Here is a 19657-nt window from a genome sequence, read left to right as displayed (position 1 = left end):
ATTCTCCGTCAAATTTTTTGTATACAAGATGGAAATTATTGCGTGCAGGGAATAGGTGTGTTTATGTCAGCGGCATGGATAGGAAACGTGCAGATCTGATCGCCGACGAATTGGAGGGCCTCATTTTAGAGGGCACTTACAAAGACGGCGCGCGTTTGGATGAAGTCCAGCTCGCCGAGCGGTTTGAAGTCTCGCGCACCCCGGTCCGGGAAGCTTTGCAGCGTCTCTCTCAGTCCGGCCTTGTGGAGCAAATCCCCCGGCGTGGCGTCTTTGTGCGACAACCGGGGCCGGTCGAGCTTCTGGAGATGTTCGAGGTGATGGCCGAGTTGGAGGCCGTCTGCGCGCGTCTCGCCGCAAGCCGCATTTCGGATCAAGCCTTGTCGGACCTTCATGCTGCCAACGCGCGTTGTGATGAAGCGGTCGCGGCTCAGGACACGGATGGCTATTACCTGGAAAACGAACGCTTCCACGCCATTTTGTACCGGCAGTCCGGCAACGGGTTTCTGGAGCAGGAATGCCTCCGGCTTTATCGGCGCCTTCAACCCTTCCGCCGCATGCAGCTCAGGGCAAGAGGGCGCTTGCCGCAATCCATGGCCGAGCACAAAGCTATTGTGACTGCATTGGAAAAAGGGGATGGCGAAGCCGCAGCTGCGGCCATCCGGGGCCACGTCGCGGTTCAGGGCGAAAAATTCCACCATCTGATGGCCAGCCTGAAACACGCAGCTGAATAAGTGAGATCAAGTTCGAAATTGATCTGTGTGGCTTTGGCCGAACGTGCCGATTTGGGTCCTCAAGCTGTCTGCGAAGCAGCGATGCAGGTTGGGAAACGCTGAACTCCCGAAATAAAGTACTTCGGACGGTCCTTGCTTTGATGTAGATGAATAATCTGAAGACCGAAATGATTTGGCTTGAGTTGCTAGCATCAATCACATGAACAAGAGAGCTGAAGTCCGAACCAAAGGCCCGCCGTACGAAGATGGTGAAAAGGTTGTTTTTGAGATCTTTGTTCAGCCAGGATTTTCGGACCTGGAACTTTCTGCCGTTACAACAGTACTGCGCACGGCAAACGATGTTCTAAACAACGATGTCTATTCATGGTCAATAGTCTCTAATGAACCGGGATTGGTGACCAGCAGCTCAGATTTGATCGTACGGGCGGCCCCCGCCATCAGCGGCCAATATTTGTGTGATTGCCTGGTGGTCATCGGCGGCCGTGCCAGCCCACCAGAGGCATGGCTGGCGCGCTTGAGGGCGATGCAACAATTGCAAAGAAGGGTCATTCTCCTCTCGGACGCGTCCCGTCAATATGTGAGGTCGGTCAATAACCTCGATGCGCAAACGACCGCGCATTGGCGTGACGTGTCTCTGTTGCAGGAAGTCGGCTCCTATCCGAAACTGACAGACAGTCTGGTGGAAACACATGGCACTGTCCTGACCTGCGCCGGTCACGGTCATACGCTCGAAGCGATGATCGGCGTCCTGGAAGGTCAATTGGACCGGCGGCAGTGTGCTGAGATCGCCAGTTTGCTTGTCCTGGATCGCGTCCGGGGGTTCTCATCGGAACAGCCCAAAGGCAGCAGTTACAGCTCCAGTTACTTTGAAAAGCGCTTGCAGAATGCCCTGCGGCTCATGGAGGCCAACATCGAACAGCCGCTGCGTCTGGCAGACGTCGCCAAGGAAGTCGGCCTGTCAACGCGTCACCTGGAGCGGTTGTTTACAGTCTACTTCAACACGACGCCGTCGAAACTCTATAAGAAAATTCGCTTGAAGAAGGCGCATGCGCTTGTCGTGGACACCCATCTGCAACAGATCGAGATCGCGCTTTCATGCGGGTTTGGCTCCGCGGGATCCTTTTCGCTCGCCTACAAGGCGGAATATGGAGAGACGCCGACGCAGCGCCGTAAAAGGATGCGATAGCTTCTATAGTGCTCTGCTTAAGCTGCCGCCGTTTGATCCCGGTTTGGTTTTGTTCGGATAATAAAAAGGCGGCCCGTTTGAGCCGCCTTTTTGCAAATAGCCTCTAAAGCCGTTTATTCAGCTGCGGCCTTGGCAATCTCCAACTGCGCGTCAATGTCGGAGGCATCGTGCCGTTCAGCGAGCTGACCGCTTTCGTCCCCAAAGACCCGGTTGACCATGCGCCCGCGGATTGCTGCCGGACGAGCGTCAATCTTTTCGGCCCAGGCAACGAGGTTCTTGTATTCATGCACGGATAGGAATTCCGCTGCACTGTAAAGACGGCCCAATACCAGGCCGCCGTACCACGGCCAGATCGCCATATCGGCGATCGAATAATTTTCGCCCGCGATGAAGGGCCGTTCGGCGAGTGCCTTGTCCAGCACGTCCAGCTGCCGCTTGGCCTCCATTGAGAAGCGATCGATCGGATACTGGAATTTTTCCGGCGCATAGGCATAGAAGTGACCGAAACCGCCGCCGAGATAGGGCGCAGAGCCCATCTGCCAGAAAAGCCAGTTGAGGGTTTCTGTCCGCTCAGGGCCTTCTGCCGGCAGGAATTCACCAAATTTCTCGGCGAGGTACATCAGGATCGACGCAGATTCGAAGACGCGGGTTTTGGCAGGAGTGCTGTGATCGACCAGGGCCGGGATCTTGGAATTGGGGTTTGCGCCAACAAAGCCGCTTCCGAACTGATCGCCGTCGCCAATCTTGATCAGCCAGGCGTCATATTCTGCGCCCTTATGCCCGAGGGCGAGCAGTTCCTCCAGCATCAAGGTGACCTTGACGCCGTTCGGAGTGGCAAGCGAATAGAGCTGCAAAGGATGTTTGCCAACCGGCAATTCCTTTTCATGCGTGGAACCGGAGACCGGCCGGTTGATGCTGGCGAACTGGCCGCCGCTCGGCTGCTCCCAGGTCCAGACTTTCGGCGGGGTGTAAGTGGTCGTATCGCTCATTTGGTCAATGTCTCCAGAACCGGATATTGGTCGATCTCGTCGCGACGAAACGGTGTGACACCTCAAGTCATCGCATTATTACGATCAGATAGGCGCCACCGGAGGTAATGCAACAGCATCCTTTCCAAATCCGCTTATCTTTGGAACGTTGTGCAACGTTCTTTGAACGATTGGGTGTATGGGGAGCGCTGGCAACATGAATGTCAGATGAACCAACTCTCCGTACTGGCGCCCAAATCATCGGGCAATCTCTTTTTCAGAAACGATGAGGAGCCGGAACCAAGGGAAGCCCGATGCACCTGAAATCATTTGCCGCAGCATTCTGCATTTTTGCCATGCCGGTCGAGGCGAGCAGCCTTTATGTGAAATACGACATCTCGCTGACGGGTTTGAAGATCGGCGAGGGCGCGCTTTCCGTGGATCTTCAGGATCAATCCTACAAGATCCACGGGCAGGGCAAGATGGCAGCCTTCGGCAATTTTGTGTCTGATGGCTCCGGCAATGTGCTCGCAACGGGTTCTGTATCGCCACAAGGGCTGAGTCCCGCTTCGTTTTCGATGCAGGCCGAAGAAGATGGCAAACCAAATACTGTTTCACTCTCGATGGCGGATGGCGCTGTCACGGGAACCAAAATCCACCCAGCCCAAGACCGGATGAACGAGCGGATCAAGGTGACCGATGCACATAAGCGCGGTGTCATTGATCCTCTGACTGCGGTTTTGTTGCCAGCTCCGAAGGGCCTGCACCCGGACAGCTGCAAGCGTACTATCCCGATTTATGACGGCCGCGACCGCTACGACCTCGTGCTCGACTACAAGACGAAGTATCAAAAACGCGGTGGCCGGAAGGGCTATTCCGGTGGCGTCCTCACGTGCTCTGCGCGGTATAAGGCGATTGCTGGTCACCGGCCGAACCGGAGGACCATCCAGCAATTGGAAGCCAATACCTCAATGGAGATCCACTTGGCCGAGGTGCCCGGGAAACCGTATCTTCTGCTTTACAGAGCCAGCCTTATGACACCCGTTGGGCCGCTCAACATCCAAAATGTCCGTTTCAAGAAGTTGAATTAAAAAAGGGCCGGAAAATTCCGGCCCTTTGTTTGTAGTTACACCGTCAGATCAGACCCTGACGACGTAGACCGAACACTTGGAATGCCGGACGACGCGGGCCGCGTTCGGCCCGAGCAGGAACTCACGCAGCTGTGGTTTATGGGCGCCAATCACGATCAGATCCGTGTTGGTGCGTTTGGCCAGCTCCAGGATCTCTTCGTAGATGGAGCCCGTCGCCACAACGTGACGGATCTCCTTGTTGCGCTCTTCGCCCAAGACACTGCCGACAATGTCGGTGAGCTTTTCCTGTGTCTCGTTGACGATCTGATCCTGGAAGTTCTCATCGAAATAAGAGCTTACAAGTGTCACGCCGAAATTCGGCACCACGGTGATCACGTCGAGCTGGGCGTTGTCGAGCCGGGCGAGTTTATCGGCCGTTTGAAGGACCTCACGGTCTTCCGGATGCGTGATGTCAACGGCGCAAAGGATGGTCTTGTTCATGCCGGAACTCCTTCCATTTCCTTGCGCTCGACACGGGCCCGCGGGCGTTGGAGCAGATAGATAAGACCAAGCAGCAGAAGGCCCGGGATGTAGATCAGCTCCTTCGGCATTTGCTCAAGAGACACCTGGGCTTTTGCGATCTGGACCGGGTCATCGCCGTAGAAATCGAAGTTGCCGAGTGTTTCGAAGAACGGTGTGCCCGGGAAGGGTTCATCCATTTTCATCACGCCGTCTTCATCAAAGACGGTCAGACCAACAGCGGACAGGCGGGCTTCTGCATCCGGCTCATCACCGACGGTCAGGATGAAGGTCGTTTCCGCCTGTGATCCTGTATCGAAATCAGGGCCGTTCACGGTGATGCGGATTTCATCTCCCGGGTTTGCCTTGCCGACGGCCTCAACGAAGCTGGTCGGTTGAACAATTTCGAACGGAGGCTGGATCCGGTTCATGAAGAAGTCCGGACGGAACAGGATGAAAGCAACAAGCACCAGAGCGATGCTCTCATAGATGCGCGAGCGGGTGACGAAATAGCCCATGGTTCCGGCCGTGAAGGCCAATATGGCTATTGTCGCCATTATGAAGACCAGAATGCCCTGTCCCCAGCCAACGTCGATCAGAAGCAGATCGGTGTTGAAGATGAAGACGAACGGCAGGGCGACGGTTCTGAGCGAATAGAAGAACGCCGTAAAGCCGGTCTTGATCGCATCACCACCCGACACCGCGGCGGCAGCAAAAGACGCAAGGCCCACGGGGGGCGTCACATCCGCCATGATGCCGAAGTAGAAGACGAACAGGTGAACCGCAATGAGCGGCACGATCAGGCCGGATTGGGCGCCGAGTTCAACGACAACACCGGCCATCAGCGAGGACACCACGATGTAATTCGCCGTGGTCGGAAGTCCCATGCCGAGGACCAGCGAGAGAAGTCCGACAAAGGCCAGCATCAGAACAAGATTGCCGCCAGAGACCAGCTCGACGAGGTCGGCCATCACTTGTCCAATACCGGTCAAAGTGACAGTACCAACAATGATGCCGGCGGTGGCTGTTGCCAGACCGATGCCGATCATGTTGCGGGCCCCGTCGATCATGCCCTTGGCGAGATCAACAACGCCTTCTTTGAACTCTTCGACCATCTTGTTTTCGCCGCGGAAGATCGCCTTGATCGGCCGCTGGGTCAAAAGGATGACGAAGAGAAGGGTGGTTGCCCAGAAGGCGGAGAGGCCCGGAGACTTCTGCTCAATCATCAGGAAGTAGACAAGCACAACGATCGGCAGGAGGTAGTAGAGGCCGGACTTGTAGATGTCGGCGATTTCCGGAAGGACGATGTCCTTGGCGTTTGGATCATCCGGGTGCAGATCGTCAACACTTGCTGCGAGCTTCAGAAGCACAAGGTACGCAACGAAAACCAAAACCGCGAGGATCCAGCTGGCGCCATCCGGTACAAGGGCCGTGATCCAGCCGATCGGGAACTTGATACCGTAACAAAGCGCAGCAAAGCCTGCGAAGAAGAAGAACATGCCCAGGACAGTTCGTAAGGTGGATACGGTTTTATGACCGATGGTCGGCATGTTCCGCTTCACCGCTTCCAGGTGCACGATGTAGACCAATGCAATGTAGGAAATAACCGCCGGCAGGAAGGCGTGGGTGATCACCTCGACATAGGAAATGCCGACATATTCCACCATCAGGAAGGCGGCAGCGCCCATGACCGGAGGCATGATCTGCCCGTTTACGGATGACGCAACTTCAACGGAACCGGCCTGTTCATTGGTAAAGCCAACCCGCTTCATCAGCGGAATGGTGAAGGTGCCGGTGGTAACAACGTTTGCAATCGACGAGCCGGAGATGAGGCCGGTTGCGGCTGACCCCACGACGGCCGCCTTGGCCGGGCCGCCTTTCAGGTGGCCGAGCGCTGCAAAGGCCATCTTGATGAAGTAGTTCCCCGCACCCGCCTTATCGAGCAGGGCGCCGAATAGAACAAACAGGAAGACGAACTTGGTGGAGACGCCAAGGGCAATCCCGAAGACACCCTCCGACGTGATCCACATATGGCTCATCGCCTTTTGCAGCGATGCGCCTTTCCAGCGCATGACTTCCGGGACCCATTGGGAGGAACCGAAAAAGACATAAAGGAGGAAGACGGTGGCGACGATGGCCATCGCAGGACCCAGGGTCCGGCGTGCAGCTTCAAACAGGATCAAGATGCCTGCGAGCGCAAACCATTTGTCGATGTCGTCGGCGAGGCCGCCGTTGTTGACGATTTTCTCATAGAAGAAGAGGCCGTAGAGCGCGAGAAACGCACCGGACAGGGCCAGAATCCAATCCTGGATCGGGATGTGATGGCGCGGGCTGCTTTTCAGAGCCGGGTAGGCCATGAAGGCGAGGAAGATGGCAAAGGCAAGGTGGACCTGGCGGCTGTTGTTGATCAGGTCGCTGGGCAGAACATAGTTGGCGAGAGGAGATGCAAGAAGAACCTGGAAAGCGGACCATGCCAAAGCGACAGCTGCCAGAAAGAGCCCAATCGGGCCGGCAGGGTTCCGCGAGCCGGAATCGGACGCTGCGACCAGTTCCTGAAGCTCTTCCTCAGACAGGCCACTCGACCCGGCCTTCTTGTTCGCCTGATACTCTTCAGACATCAAATGTTCCCCCGTTTGTCCGGCCCCCAATTTGCCGGTCCGATAATTCCCAAGATCCTATGAGCGAAGCTGCTCAGGACAAAGACATGTTTTGAAAACAGCACGCGATCTTCTGTGTGGTATGGCTGTGCTGACAAAAGGCCCGGAAGCTTGCTCCCGGGCCCATGTTTCAGAAGGTCGGATTAGTTGATCCAGCCTTTTTCTTTGTAGTACTTCGCAGCACCTGGATGCAGCGGAGCGGACAGACCGTCCTGAGCCATTTCTTCCGGCTTCAGGTTGGCGAATGCCGGGTGCAGCTTCTTGAAGGCATCGAAGTTTTCGAAGACCGACTTGACCAGGGTGTAAACAGTGTCTTCAGACACGTTGGAAGAGGTCACGAAGGTTGCGCCCACACCAAAGGTGCCGGTGTCAGCATCGTTACCGCGGTACATGCCGCCCGGGATGGTGGCGGTGCGGTAGTAGCTGTTGTCAGCAACCAGCTTGTCGACAGCGTCGCCGCCAACGGTCACAAGTACGGAGTCACAAGCAGTGGTGGCTTCCTGGATGGAACCGGACGGGTGACCAACGGTGTAGACCATTGCGTCGATCTGGTTGTCACACAGAGCTGCGGACTGCTCGGCAGCTTTCAGCTCGGTTGCGAGCGCAAAATCGTCCGCAGTCCAGCCTTTGGCTTCCATCAGAACTTCCATGGTACCGCGCTGACCGGAACCCGGGTTGCCGATGTTGACGCGCTTGCCTTTCAGGTCATCAAAGGTCTTGATGCCGGAATCTGCACGAGCCACAACAGTGAACGGCTCCGGGTGTACGGAGAACACGGCGCGCAGCTCTTCGAACGGACCTTTGTCTTCGAACTTGGATGTGCCGTTGTAGGCATGGAACTGCCAGTCAGACTGGGCAACACCAAACTCCAGCTCGCCTTCACGGATGGTGTTGATGTTGTACACAGAACCACCAGTGGATTCGACCGAGCAGCGGATGCCGTGGTCTTTGCGATCCCGGTTCACCAGGCGGCAGATTGCACCACCGGTCGGGTAATAAACACCTGTGACACCGCCGGTGCCGATGGTGATGAATTCTTCCGCGGCAGCTGCGCCGGTGAAGGCGATGCTGGTCGCAAGAACAGCACCTGCAAGGTTCAGTTTCATCATCATTTGACTAGGCTTCCCTCTATTTCAGTTTTTGTTCCAGAGCGGTCCAACCACCCTAGACATTTTCAAGTTCATCGAGCAAGCGATTGTGCCTGTCGACATTTTGGATCCGGGCTTCCGCCTCGGAACCGGCTCGCGCGACCAGCATGCCCGTAATGGTCTCAATGAGAACGAGCGTGGCCGCGTAAGATGAGAAAAAGTGTGGACTTTCAGTGCGCTGAATGAAGTGATGGTCTGCAAATTGCAACCCTGGAAACGCATGACTGTCGGTCAGGACGATCACTTTCGCACCATTTTCTGCTGCAAGTTCCGCCGCCCGGACCGAGCGGTGGGCATACGGGTGCTTGGAGACGATTACGATACAATCGTCCTTGGTCAGGCTTGCGAGCGCGCCGCCCAGGGATGCGCCATTGCGCCCCGCCACGATCCACCGATCATTGAACCAGTTGGCGAGATACGCAAAGTAATCGGCAAAGCCGGCTGAAGCGAGCGCCCCGACAACAACGGTTCTGCGCGCCTTTGACAGGCAGTCGACGACCTGCTCCAGCCGAACCGGATCAATGTCGTCGACGAGCGCCTTGATGTTGTCGACACAGGCAGCTGCCTGGCGGGGCAACAAGGGCTGATCCGCCTCGTTTCGAAGCTGCCGGGCCTTGTCCTGAAAACTGCTGCCGCGCTGGCTCAGTTCCATCCGCGCCTGTTCGCGCAAGGCTTCGTAGTCGGTAAAACCGATGGCCCGCGCGAGCCGGGTATAGCTGGCAGGGGAGACACCGCTTGCGGCGGCGATCGCCCGCAGGCTGCGCGTTGCGATTTCAAGCTGGTTGTCTGCAAGGTAATCCGCGGCCGTCCGCAAGGTCTCGCTGAGATCAGCGTAATTTGCTGTGATGGCAGCCCGGATTTGTGGTCGCGCAGATGTCATGCGCGCACTGTTTCATTTGTTTTTTTGATTGTCAATTTCTGAAACAATTGTTTCGTCGTATTCGAAATTTTGCATAGGAGATAAGTCGGGTCACGTTGGGTGACACAGCGTGCTTCAGGACCGGCAAAAGGGTGTTGAACCATAGGAAATGTAAAGGGAAATCGCTGAGTGCAGGTGCGGGCTACTCGACGATGGTTTCGCAGTACGCCTTCACCTTCTCAAGCGGCATGGAAGTGCTCTGGACTTCCATTCTGAGGATTTTGCCGTCAGCCCGCGTCAGGATCGCCAGATTGCATTCGTCTTTCAGCGGCTTCGGGTTCTTCTTTTCCGTATAGGTTCGCTCGTTGATGGACGACCAATAATAAACGAGCTCCTTGGGATCTCCGCCCGGGTAGTTGATCGGATCGGCTCCTTTCGGGATTGCATCATAGGCAATCACGTCGGATGGCGGGCCGTATTTGAGGAAGAAGTCTGCCGACGGTTTGCCGACATAAGTGCTTTTGAATTCGGGATTGGTCGAGGTCTGGCATGCGGCAAGCCCCAGGCACAAGAGTGCCATGAGGGCTTTTCCTGTTGCGGGAATGTGGCGTCCGCTGATCATGTCCGATTTCCCGGCCGCTGCGATGTGCAGCCGTCAGTTGATTTGCAACTCGAGAGACTTGTGCAGACGCTGAAGGTTACGCAGGGACTTGGACTGCCACGGAATGGCTTTGGAGCCGAGAACACGAACACCGATTTCCGGTTGCTTGCGGATCTCGATGGTGAACTTTGCAAGGAGGTTGATGCCGGAACTGTTGAGGAATTCCAGACCGGTCAGGTCAAGTACGATTTCTTCCGGTTTGGAATCGAGCACATTGTTCATAAGTTCCAGGATTGGCGCATACGCCTCCGTACCAGACAGACGCATCGTGCCTTCATAATGGATCTTCGACCCTTCTGCCCAGACACGGTAGTCGTTGGTGCTGATTTCCATTCTAATCGTTCCCTCGGAATTATGTATGCGCTCAGGAGAATGTCAGCGCAGCTACAGTTTTCAAGTTGACCGAACCATTACTGGCATCCGGCGTGAAGCGCCAGCCGAGTTTTGCATCATAATCGCTCATTAGCGTCAAAAGCCCAAGTCCGGACCCGGAAGAGTCCAGATCGGTCGCGTTGGCTTCAATGCGTTCCAGGAGAAGTTCGCCCGGATCTCGTGCCAGGATTTCCGTCAGGAGCTCCTGAAACTTCTCCGCCGTGGCCGGATCAATCACATTGGAAATCTCGGATTCGAAATGATTTCCGTCCAGTGAGCAGCTGATCTCGATGTTGCCATCGTGGCGGAACTTCACTGCATTCTCCAATATTTCGTTCAGCAAGTAGCCGATGCTGTGCCGGGCGTCGACCTGATCGACCCCCTTTGCACAGCATTTTGCAAAATAGTCGCCAAGAAAATCGGAGGTGGTTCCGCAGTGTTGCCAGCTCAGCTCCAGCGGTTCTGCGGCGAGGGTGATGTGGAGCGTGGTTGCTGACGGCCCATTCGTCAGCTCGGCGTGTCCGAATGTCACTGTCATAGCCTACCTGTGCTTCATCACCACAAGGGTAATGTCATCAAACATTTTTTGTGTGTCAATGTGTGCTTTAACTTCTGCCAGTATCGCCTCAATAATGGCTTTGGCTGGTTTGCCGGCATTGGCTTTGGCACAGGCGCACATCCTGTCGAAGCCGTAAAGAACACCGTCCGGGTTTTCCGCCTCTGTCACACCGTCCGTGTGCAGCAGAAGAACATCATCCGGACCGAAATTCAGGACTTCAGTTTGCACAAATGGTGCAATGTCCGCTTCCAGGCCAACCGGGAAACCAAGTTCGACCGTGTCGATCCGTTCGACATCGCCATTTGCCCGGATAATCAGCACTTCCTCATGCTGTCCGGAGAGCGTGACCTTGCCATCCTCGTAATCAACGAAGGCGAGGGTCATGTGCTTGTCGGAGTTGGTCCGCGCGATGTTCTTGTAAAGCGCCCGGTTGAGCACTTCGAGGAAAGCAATTGGGTCGTTGTCGCCTTTTTCCTGCAAGGCCCGGGCAACTGACTGCACCATGAGCATCAGGACGCCACTTTCCAGCCCGTGTCCGGTCACGTCGCCGATGCCGACTTTCACCCGGCCGCCGTCATGGAGAACGTCATAGTAATCGCCGCCGACTTCATCCGCCGGCTCCATGTAGGCAGCGATTTCAATCTGGGCGATGCCTTCCAGTTCACTGCGCCGCGGCAGCACCATCTCCTGGATCCGTTTCGCCACATCGAGTTCAGCGCCAAGACGCAGGTTTTCGTTCTGGAGACGCTTGTTGAGCGCAACGATTTCCTTGTTGGCGGTTTCCAGTTTGCCGGTGCGCTCTTCGACCAGTTTTTCAAGATTTTCCGTATGATAACTGATTTCCTCGGCCATCCGGTTGAAGGCCGTGCCCACGGCACCGACCTCATCCTTGCTCGGGATTTTCACCCGGACGGAATAGTCCTTGTTTTGAAGGGCGCGGGCAGCGTCAGCAAGGGCGCTTAGGCCAGCGGTAATCCGGCCAGAAATCGCATAAACGGCAATGAACACGATCACCAAGCTGATCAGCAGGGCTGCGATCTGCCATTGAACGATGCTGCGGGTGGCGTCGGAGATCTCCTCTTGCACCTCGCCAAGCGTTTCGTACATTTCCCCTTCAGAAACGAGGAAGCCGAGGGTCAGGCTCTCTGAGACAATTGTGGAGCCGTTCCAGAGGTTCACCGGATCCAGTCGTTTCAAAACAACGATAAAGTTTTCCGGACCATTGCCTTCATCAATTTCGAGGGTTTTGATCACCGTATTGGCGTCTTCCGGCAACAGAAGGTTCGAGATCGCGGGATACCGGCTTTGGTTCAAGAAGCGGTTAATCCCGGTTACGCCCTGACCCGTGGCATCGACTGAGATGAGGCCGAGCTTTTCTGCGCCAACTTCACTCACGGCAATGACATTACCGGCGGAGCTCGTCAGGAAGCCAAAGCCCGTGTCAGCAATCTGCACGTTCTCAACCAATTCGCCGAACTGGTCGAGCGTTACATCAACAGCCGCCATCCCGGCGACGTCAGACCGGTCCTGGGTCCATAGCGGTTCGAAAAAGCTGACAATTAGAGCACCGGTGATTGCGTCAATGTAAGGCTCTGTTGCAACGATGTTTCGGTCGACCGGACGGGAAGAGGGGTCGCTGATCCAGTTTTGCCAGCCCTCGTAAACTCCGGGAAAGAAGAAATCCCAAAAGTTCTCTTCGTTATGGCCCGGATACAGCCGATCAAAGGTTTGCGCCTGAGTGGTATAAGGCGTCGTCCGCATGATCGGCGTGTCTTTGGGGCCGACATAGTACATTTGCAGTTTCTGCGAACCCGATGACATCAGGGCAGGGGCCACCAGGTTGAAGGCGGCGCTGTCAATGACTTCCTCTCTGGCGCTGGGCAGGAGGTTGCCGTCATCATCAAGCAGATAGCCCCAGATGCTGACAACAGACGGACCAGCAAGGTTCTGAGCCCAACCGCCTTGCGGATCAAAGGTAATGTCCTGATCGCCCAGTTCCGGGTCACTTTCCACCGCTTCGCCGATCCGGATTTCCGTCTCCGGATGGTCGATCAAGGCCTGGAGCGAGCTGCCGAGGGTCTCAACTTCGGAGTATGTCTGATCAAGTAGGAGGTTCGTGCGAAGCGCTGTAGTGTCGATATAGGTGTTGAGGTATTCCTGCGTAGCTTCGGTCAAACCCTGACTAACAGTCGCGGTCGCATCTCTGGAAAGCCGTTGTACGTTCCAGATGGCAACACCGCCTGCAAGCATGATGTCGAACAACACGGCCGCCCCGACCACAAGCAGGAACTTGGCGCGAAAACTATGCCGGGAAAAACGGCCGATCTCTTCTTCCTGATCGGCCTTGTCCGCGGTCGCGGGAGACTGGGTCTGTGTCATAGAGGCTTCCGTCCAGAGGCAACCCAGATTGGCCAACCAGCGTAGCCTTTGGGGTGCAGGGCAGCGAAAATGTGATCCTGGAAACCTTGCCGGAAACGGGCAATCTGTTCCGGACTGTCACCACGTTCGACGGCCATTTGGCCGGCATAAACGTTTTCCCAGGATTGGATGATGTCTGCGAAGTCTTGTGGATTGCCGTCAAGGTTGGTGACCATGAAGCTTTCCATCTTGATGTCTTCAAACCCGCCGTCGATTAGATAGCGCCGGCTCTTGGGGCCGAGCTCGATATCCATATCGAAGTGGTCCCAAAGCTTGGCGACCTCGTTATAGGTCCACTGAATGGTTTCAGAGCGCGGTTCGCCAAGGCAGTGCGAGTTTTTCTCGTTGGTGATGTAGACCCGGCCGCCCGGTTTGCAGATCCGGTAGAGTTCTTTCAGGATCTCTTCCGGATGATCAAAAACCTGAAGCGCATGGCGGCAAGTCACGAAATCGAACTGGTTGCTTTCCAGAAGCATCTCGGAGGCATCGCCATAAACATACTCAATGCCCTTTACGCCAAATTCAGCGGCAACCTTACGCGCATAATCAAGGCTCGATTTTGAGTGATCGAGCGCGACAAGCCGGCCAAGTTCGTATTCCTTTTGCGCCAGAACAGCGAAATCACCAATTCCGCAACAGATGTCCGCCATCTGCATGCCAGGCTTCAGGCCATGGCGGCCGAGGATTTCGCGCTCATGGTGCCAGGTCAGCTTGGTTTGTGTCCGCAGGATCGGAATGAAACCACCTTCTTCCAGGAAGGTTTGGCCAGGATAAAAGTCGCTGTCGTACTCACTGACCGTAATGTTCTGGTTCGCGCTTTCCAAAGCCTGGAATTTACGTGTTGACCATCCAACACAGCTTGACGTCGTTACCTGGATGTTCAGGTCTGGCCGGTTAACGCAAGTATCGACCAAGTGCCGGGCAATCGCCTGAAACGCAACGTTGTTCATCCGCACGAGGCGGCGGACGTTCAGATAGAGCCGGCCTTTGACGGTGGACGTTGCAGAATCGAGGGCCTCCATGCAGCTATTGAGCTCATCGGCGGATTGCGGCCGCAAGCTGCCTTGCAGAGAGAATTCCTGATCGTTTTCATTGAAACGCCAATCGAATGCGTGGCCAGTCGCTTGGGAAGTCACGATGCATTATCCTCGAAAACAAGATCGGCCGTCAGGCAAATACGGTTGTTTGATTGGTCACGGGTCAGGTTGAACTCCGCCCCGTAATCGACGCTCAGCTCCAAAAGACCGAGGGATCTATCCGGGTTCTCTGCTGAGAAAAGGCGATCCAGATAGATGGCGTCCTTGTCTGGACGCTTGGTCAAGGCGACCGCGTCATCGTAAAAGCGCGCGATGTCTTCGCTGCCGGGCATATCGATCTCGATGCGGTCCGAATTCTCACGGCGTTTGAACCGGCACACGACCTTGCCGTCGTTTCCATGTCTGTGGAACGCTGTTTCCATCAGCTCATTGAGCGCGGATGAATAAAGATTGGCAAACAGCATGGAATCGAGACGGTTGTGACAAACCATTCGGGAGACGTAGCTCGAAACAAGATCGCAGTTGGCCCAGTTTGAAGAAAAATCGCGAACATCCAGATCGATCTCGATCATCGGCGTTTCGCCCGCTCCGCTGGCGTTCGAATATGACACGTCGCCCAAACTCCATTATTGACGCCGAAATTTGTGCTCAGTTTTAGTTTCCGAACACAGATGACTGCGGCTCCCTATCACCGCGGCAGGAAGTATGACGTCGAAATCGTTAAGCTAGATCCAACCAGAATGGTAAATATTAGCCCCATACCTAGTTCAACTGTTTGAACTTTGAGTGTCAACCAGTATGAATTATCACGGCTTTTGGCAGTTATTCTGATAGGTGACAAGATACGGGTCTGATCTATCCGCAAGCATCTGGGGAATGTTGATTTTTCGCTGCTTGTGGGCAGTGTATTTCCAAAACCAACAAACGCCGTTAAATGACTAGCGGAACGGCTGCGGGGAGCGCGGCGGAAAACTCTGACTGTTGTTAGAAACGGGAAATGGCGGATTCGTTTTCATCTGATTCTCAAACCGGCGGGTACAGCGCATCTATGAAAGATGAATTGGAAGCCCTGCGCGCCGAGCTGGCAGAGTTGAAAGCCGAGCAAGCGGATCTGCAGCTCCTTTATGAAGCGACCATCGAACACGGCGAGGCCGTGGAAGATCAGCTTGCCGAGAACAATCAGCTGCTTCTGGAAACCCAGCGCCGGCTTGAGGCCGAGTTGGCCGACGCGGGCCGGTATGTGTTGTCGATCCTGCCGGAGCCGAGGTCGGAAGGCCCGAAAGCGGACTGGCTTTTGGTTCCGTCAACGGAACTTGGTGGCGATTCCTTCGGCTATCATGACCTCGATAGCGATCATTTTGCCATCTACCTGATCGATGTCTGCGGACACGGTGTTGGTGCAGCTCTGCTCTCTGTGTCGATTATCAACGTGTTGCGCTCTTGCGCGCTGCCGGAAACAGATTTCCGGATCCCCTCCGATGTGCTGTTCAAGTTGAACAACGCCTTCCCGATGGAACGGCAGAACAACATGTTCTTCACCATCTGGTACGGCGTTTTTCAAAGGTCGACCGGTAAACTGTCTTATGCGTCCGGGGGGCATCCGGCAGCCGTTCTGTTGCCAGTGGCCAGGGACGAGGGGGCGTTTTCGCTCATTGGGACGAGCGAAGGCATGGTGATCGGCGCCATTGAAGATATGACGTTCGACCAGTCCGACGTATCGGTAAGATCAGGAGATCGCTTACTGGTCTTGAGTGACGGCACCTATGAGGTGGATGACCTTGAAGGCGATGTGTTAAACCTTGAGGGTCTGGCCAACGAGGCACTTGCCGCAGACGGCTCCATACCTTCACATATCCTGGAGTGGGTTCAGAAAAAGTCTGGTCAATCCGAGTTGCCGGACGACTATTCAATGATCGAGTTTCAGTTCTGATCGGTTCCGTTGGAGCTCAACCGCAAAACCACCCGAGTCGTATTGGTGCCGTCGTTCCGGGAATGCGACACCTCTTCAGACACCTGATGGACCAGAAAAAGACCTAATCCGCCAACTGACATGTCGTCGGCAGATGTCTCGGTCATATCGAGGATAGGGGCGGTTCCGGTGTCGAAGGCGGTCGCGTGATCTTTCAGGGTCAAGATGAGCCGGTCACCGTCTTTGGTGAGTTCGGTTTTGATGGTGTCAGCCACGGCCTCTGGATAGCCGTAGGAGACCGTGTTGGAGAAAAGCTCTTCTACGATCAAAGACAGATGACGGCGGGTATGGTCATCAAGACCGTGGCGTGCAGCAAGGTCATCCAGAAAGGTGTAGATCCTGGAAAGTTCGTCTAATTCGTTTGCAACTTCCAAAGTCCCGAGAACCGATGTCATCCGCCCGGTCTCCTTCTAGGGCGCAGAGCGCGCATAAAGTCAGCTAGCCCCTGATCTCTGCCAGAGCATCATCGCGCGCTTCAACCACGCTGAGGATCTTGAGGAAGCCGGAGATCTTCAGGACTTCATGGACCGATGGATTGACGCCGAAGAGGATCAGTTTGCGTCCTGCCGGGGCGATCTGTTTGGTGATGATCAACAAGGACCGCAGACCAAAACTGGTGACATAATCCACGCCGCTCATGTCGATCAGCAGGCTGGAATCGCTCTCTTGGGCGGCTGACTTGAGATGCGCTTCAAAGTCCTTTGCCGACAGGGTCTCCAGTTTGCCTTTGGGGCAAATGATCCGAATCCCGTCCACCGTTTCGTCGTCGATCGTGAGATGCGCCGCATCCGCCATTTGGACCATACCTTCCACAGGATTGATTAGGGGGGCTGAAACTCGCCAGTGCGTGGATTTCCCTTGAAGCATGAAAATCTTATGAAATGAAGAACGCAACAGGTGTTTCCTGTCAATGACGTGGCGGTATATGGTCCGAGCCTGGACCGGTGATCTGGCTGTGACGAAGTGGGATGCTGGAAGACCATGATGCTGCGGGCCGTGACAAGGGAATACTCCAATGGCTGAAGAGATTGTAATTCCTGAGTTGTCCGATCCGCGGGCAGAGGTCGGCAAGGTCGCACTTGCGAATGCGGATGGGCAGGAAGAGTTCCGCGACAGTCCCGAATTTGAGGAGCTTGAAGCCGAATTCCGGAAGATGGAGATCGATGGGCCATCCGCCGTCAATTGGAAGATGCTCAACGAGAAGACCGTCGATGTCTTGAAGGAAAATTCGAAGGATCTCGTTCTGGCGACACGGCTCGCCTACGGTCTTTTTCTGGAGGAAGATTTCAAGGGCCTCGCGATTGGCGTCAAGATCCTCGAAGACATGTCCAAGGACCATTGGGAAGACATGACGCCGCCGGTGCGCCGCGAACGCGGTCGGGCAGGGGCATTCGACTGGTTCGCAGAAAAACTCGGGTCCCTTGTCGAGGGAAAGACGCCAGAGGGCGATCAGGGACTGGCTGCGCTTCAGGCGCATGACTACCTGCTTGAACTTGATACCGCTCTTGAACAGAAATTCACCAAATCACAAGCGGCTCTTGGGCCATTAATCCGCGCGCTCCGCCCGATTGCAAAAAACGTGCGATCGGTGCTTGAGGAAGAGGCGCGGAAGAAAGCCGAGGCAGAAGCTGCGGCCAAAGCCGCAGAGGAGGCCAAAGAAGCGGGAGGCGAGGCTGCTGCCAACCCGGCGAGCGAAGCGGCGTCAGACAGTGCTGCGGCAACCGCAGCAGCTTCAGCGGAGCCTGCTGGCTCGGCTGCTGAACCGGTACCGGCTGCGCCGCCTGCGTCACAAACAGCCTCGCCAACCCCGAGCAGCGCACCAATTGCGGTGCCGGAGGTTGCCGTTGATGGCAACTCGGATGCAGCATTTACGTCTCTGTTCAATGCCGCCGGAAAGGTGGCGTCCAGCAGCCGGCAACACGCGCCGCAAGATCCAAGAGGGTATTTGAGTGCCCGATTTGCTGTCTGGGGCCGGATCACCGTGATGCCACCCGCCAACAGCGGGAAGTCCAGCCTGCCGCCACCTCAGAAAAACCGGATTGCCGAACTGCAAGCGCTCAAGGGTGCCGGAAACCATCTCGGGTTGATCCAATCAGCCGAAGGCGCATTCATGTCGTCGCCCTTCTGGATCGATGCGCATTTCATGATCTGCGAGGCTATGAGCGCGCTCGGCAGCGACTACGATGCCGCGCGTCTTTTGGTCGAGGGGGAGTTGGCCGGGTTCTTGAAACGCTTGCCGGATGTGCTGTCCCTGTCCTTCAGCGACGGAACCCCGTTTGCGAGCGGTGAAACGAAAGCGTGGATCAATGCGAGCGTTGCCGCCGGCGGCGGCGCAGGTGGTGAAGCGGATCCGCTTACGGGAGCCGCATCAACAGCCGCCAGCCTGGCTCAGGCCGGTAAGGTTGTCGAGGGATTGGCGGTCTTGAAAGACTATTGCGCCGGCTGCCGGGCGGAACGGGATTGGTTCCGTGGACAGTTGAAGCTGAGTGAATTGTGCCTGCAGTTCGATGTTCTCCAGCCGTTGGTTGCTCAATTGTCACGGCTTCGAAAGACGGCAGAAGATGCGAATCTGGCGGCCTGGGAGCCTGACTTGGTCGTCGAATTGGCCCGGCTCTCATGGCGTAGTCTCAACCATAAAAACATCCGTCAGGTCATTTCTGACAATGATTTGGTGCCTTTGAAGGCCTCCGTCATGGAAACTTTATCGATACTGGACCTTGGCGCGGCTGCCGAGTTGACGGGCAAGCGCTGACCGCGCAAAGTAGATTTGTCGTGTGCCTTTTGAAAAAAGTCATGTCTTTGAGGGGTCTTTTTTAAGACTCTTCTAGACAGATTTGACATGAAACAGTTCTAGAGTGCCCCCCGACAGGGGAACACCAGTTTTATAACATGATTTCCGTAAGTGACATCGGAAGCTCGACTGACGTTAAGGAGAAGGCATGTCCAAAGAATCCTCCGTCGCTCCCAAGGAGCGGGTGAATATCAAGTACAAGCCCGCGACGGGAGACGCTAAGGAAGAAGTTGAACTTCCGCTGAAGCTCGTCATGCTTGGGGATTACACCATGCGTCCCGACGACACGCCCGTCGAAGACCGGTCCCTGATCAACATCAATAAGGACAACTTCAACGAGGTGATGAAAAGCCACGAGTTGAAGCTGGACATGTCGACAGACAATAAGCTGGTCGAGCAGCAGGAAGGCGAAGAGCAGGAAAAGCTCTCCGTTTCTCTGAAAATCGAAAGCCTGGCCGATTTCTCTCCTGAATCCGTTGTGCGTCAGACACCGGAACTCAACAAACTTCTGGAGCTGCGTGAGGCGCTTGTCGCCTTGAAGGGGCCGCTGGGCAACGTTCCGGCGTTCCGCAAGGCAATCCAGAATGTTCTCGGCGATGAAGCTGCCCGCGAAAAACTTCTGGCTGAACTCACCAAGACGACCGGCAATTCTGGCAACGGCGAATAAGTGCCGTTCAAATCGGCGGCGCAACCGGCGCCCGCTGATTTCATC

Annotated in this window: 19 protein-coding genes; 6 read left to right on the top strand and 13 right to left on the bottom strand. The window is 55.7% G+C overall.

All coding sequences use genetic code 11. The features are described 5' to 3' along the window. The first annotated feature begins 74 nt into the window (after positions 1 to 74). Entirely contained in the window at positions 75 to 731 is a 657-nt protein-coding gene (locus AC0J4F_RS20605) for a GntR family transcriptional regulator (protein WP_133950769.1), read from the top strand. Between the two features lie 199 nt (positions 732 to 930). Beyond that, the gene (locus tag AC0J4F_RS20600) at positions 931 to 1917 is read left to right on the top strand and encodes a GlxA family transcriptional regulator (protein WP_473024526.1); all 987 of its coding nucleotides are present in this window, start codon (positions 931 to 933) and stop codon (positions 1915 to 1917) included. Between the two features lie 113 nt (positions 1918 to 2030). Here AC0J4F_RS20600 and yghU read toward each other — a convergent pair whose 3' ends face one another. Then, complete coding sequence (gene yghU, locus AC0J4F_RS20595) at positions 2031 to 2906, bottom strand: glutathione-dependent disulfide-bond oxidoreductase (protein WP_420338129.1); 876 nt, start codon at positions 2904 to 2906, stop codon at positions 2031 to 2033. A gap of 293 nt (positions 2907 to 3199) precedes the next feature. Between yghU and AC0J4F_RS20590 the strand changes: the two genes are divergently transcribed. Continuing rightward, a complete protein-coding gene (locus AC0J4F_RS20590; protein ID WP_473024525.1) occupies positions 3200 to 3976 on the top strand; it encodes a DUF3108 domain-containing protein in 777 nt (258 codons plus the stop codon). Positions 3977 to 4024: 48 nt separating this feature from the next. On the opposite strand, the gene AC0J4F_RS20585 is transcribed toward AC0J4F_RS20590, so the two are convergent. From AC0J4F_RS20585 to AC0J4F_RS20540, 10 genes are all read right to left on the bottom strand, one after another. After that, complete coding sequence (locus AC0J4F_RS20585; RefSeq protein WP_133950761.1) at positions 4025 to 4456, bottom strand: universal stress protein; 432 nt, start codon at positions 4454 to 4456, stop codon at positions 4025 to 4027. Continuing rightward, entirely contained in the window at positions 4453 to 7092 is a 2640-nt protein-coding gene (locus AC0J4F_RS20580; RefSeq protein ID WP_133950759.1) for a TRAP transporter permease, read from the bottom strand. Before AC0J4F_RS20580 ends, AC0J4F_RS20585 begins: the two co-directional genes overlap by 4 nt. Before the next feature lie 182 nt (positions 7093 to 7274). Continuing rightward, entirely contained in the window at positions 7275 to 8243 is a 969-nt protein-coding gene (locus AC0J4F_RS20575; RefSeq protein ID WP_208326741.1) for a TAXI family TRAP transporter solute-binding subunit, read from the bottom strand. A 52-nt stretch (positions 8244 to 8295) separates the two neighbouring features. Continuing rightward, positions 8296 to 9159 carry a MurR/RpiR family transcriptional regulator gene (locus AC0J4F_RS20570; RefSeq protein WP_133950757.1) on the bottom strand — a complete coding sequence of 288 codons (864 nt, stop codon included), beginning with the start codon at positions 9157 to 9159 and terminating at the stop codon, positions 8296 to 8298. A gap of 181 nt (positions 9160 to 9340) precedes the next feature. Then, complete coding sequence (locus tag AC0J4F_RS20565; protein WP_209177453.1) at positions 9341 to 9718, bottom strand: hypothetical protein; 378 nt, start codon at positions 9716 to 9718, stop codon at positions 9341 to 9343. A gap of 75 nt (positions 9719 to 9793) precedes the next feature. Next, positions 9794 to 10132, bottom strand: coding sequence for a slr1659 superfamily regulator (locus AC0J4F_RS20560; protein WP_055671004.1), 339 nt, complete (start codon positions 10130 to 10132; stop codon positions 9794 to 9796). 31 nt (positions 10133 to 10163) lie between these two features. Further along, entirely contained in the window at positions 10164 to 10709 is a 546-nt protein-coding gene (locus AC0J4F_RS20555; RefSeq protein WP_286182966.1) for a slr1658 superfamily regulator, read from the bottom strand. A 3-nt stretch (positions 10710 to 10712) separates the two neighbouring features. Continuing rightward, positions 10713 to 13109 carry a SpoIIE family protein phosphatase gene (locus AC0J4F_RS20550; protein ID WP_209173348.1) on the bottom strand — a complete coding sequence of 799 codons (2397 nt, stop codon included), beginning with the start codon at positions 13107 to 13109 and terminating at the stop codon, positions 10713 to 10715. Further along, positions 13106 to 14284, bottom strand: coding sequence for a methyltransferase domain-containing protein (locus AC0J4F_RS20545; RefSeq protein WP_473024524.1), 1179 nt, complete (start codon positions 14282 to 14284; stop codon positions 13106 to 13108). The genes AC0J4F_RS20550 and AC0J4F_RS20545 overlap by 4 nt, the downstream gene beginning before the upstream one ends. After that, the gene (locus AC0J4F_RS20540) at positions 14281 to 14796 is read right to left on the bottom strand and encodes a hypothetical protein (protein WP_209173349.1); all 516 of its coding nucleotides are present in this window, start codon (positions 14794 to 14796) and stop codon (positions 14281 to 14283) included. The genes AC0J4F_RS20545 and AC0J4F_RS20540 overlap by 4 nt, the downstream gene beginning before the upstream one ends. A 386-nt stretch (positions 14797 to 15182) precedes the next feature. Here AC0J4F_RS20540 and AC0J4F_RS20535 point away from each other — a divergent pair, with 386 nt between their 5' ends. Further along, on the top strand, positions 15183 to 16115 hold the full coding sequence (locus AC0J4F_RS20535; protein WP_473024523.1) for a PP2C family protein-serine/threonine phosphatase: 933 nt from the start codon (positions 15183 to 15185) through the stop codon (positions 16113 to 16115). Here the strand turns inward: AC0J4F_RS20535 and AC0J4F_RS20530 are convergent. Together AC0J4F_RS20530 and AC0J4F_RS20525 are read right to left on the bottom strand one after the other, a co-directional pair. Beyond that, the gene (locus AC0J4F_RS20530; protein WP_133950743.1) at positions 16106 to 16549 is read right to left on the bottom strand and encodes an ATP-binding protein; all 444 of its coding nucleotides are present in this window, start codon (positions 16547 to 16549) and stop codon (positions 16106 to 16108) included. The genes AC0J4F_RS20535 and AC0J4F_RS20530 overlap by 10 nt on opposite strands. 43 nt (positions 16550 to 16592) lie before the next feature. Further along, the gene (locus AC0J4F_RS20525) at positions 16593 to 16949 is read right to left on the bottom strand and encodes an STAS domain-containing protein (protein ID WP_166672760.1); all 357 of its coding nucleotides are present in this window, start codon (positions 16947 to 16949) and stop codon (positions 16593 to 16595) included. A 220-nt stretch (positions 16950 to 17169) separates the two neighbouring features. Here AC0J4F_RS20525 and AC0J4F_RS20520 point away from each other — a divergent pair, with 220 nt between their 5' ends. Together AC0J4F_RS20520 and tssB are read left to right on the top strand one after the other, a co-directional pair. Beyond that, complete coding sequence (locus tag AC0J4F_RS20520; protein WP_473024522.1) at positions 17170 to 18906, top strand: TssA family type VI secretion system protein; 1737 nt, start codon at positions 17170 to 17172, stop codon at positions 18904 to 18906. A gap of 187 nt (positions 18907 to 19093) precedes the next feature. Next, on the top strand, positions 19094 to 19612 hold the full coding sequence (tssB, locus tag AC0J4F_RS20515; protein WP_473024521.1) for a type VI secretion system contractile sheath small subunit: 519 nt from the start codon (positions 19094 to 19096) through the stop codon (positions 19610 to 19612). Positions 19613 to 19657 lie beyond the last annotated feature (45 nt).

This window comes from Roseibium sp. R5, from assembly GCF_055755305.1.
This window is presented reverse-complemented; position numbering and strand designations above follow the sequence as displayed.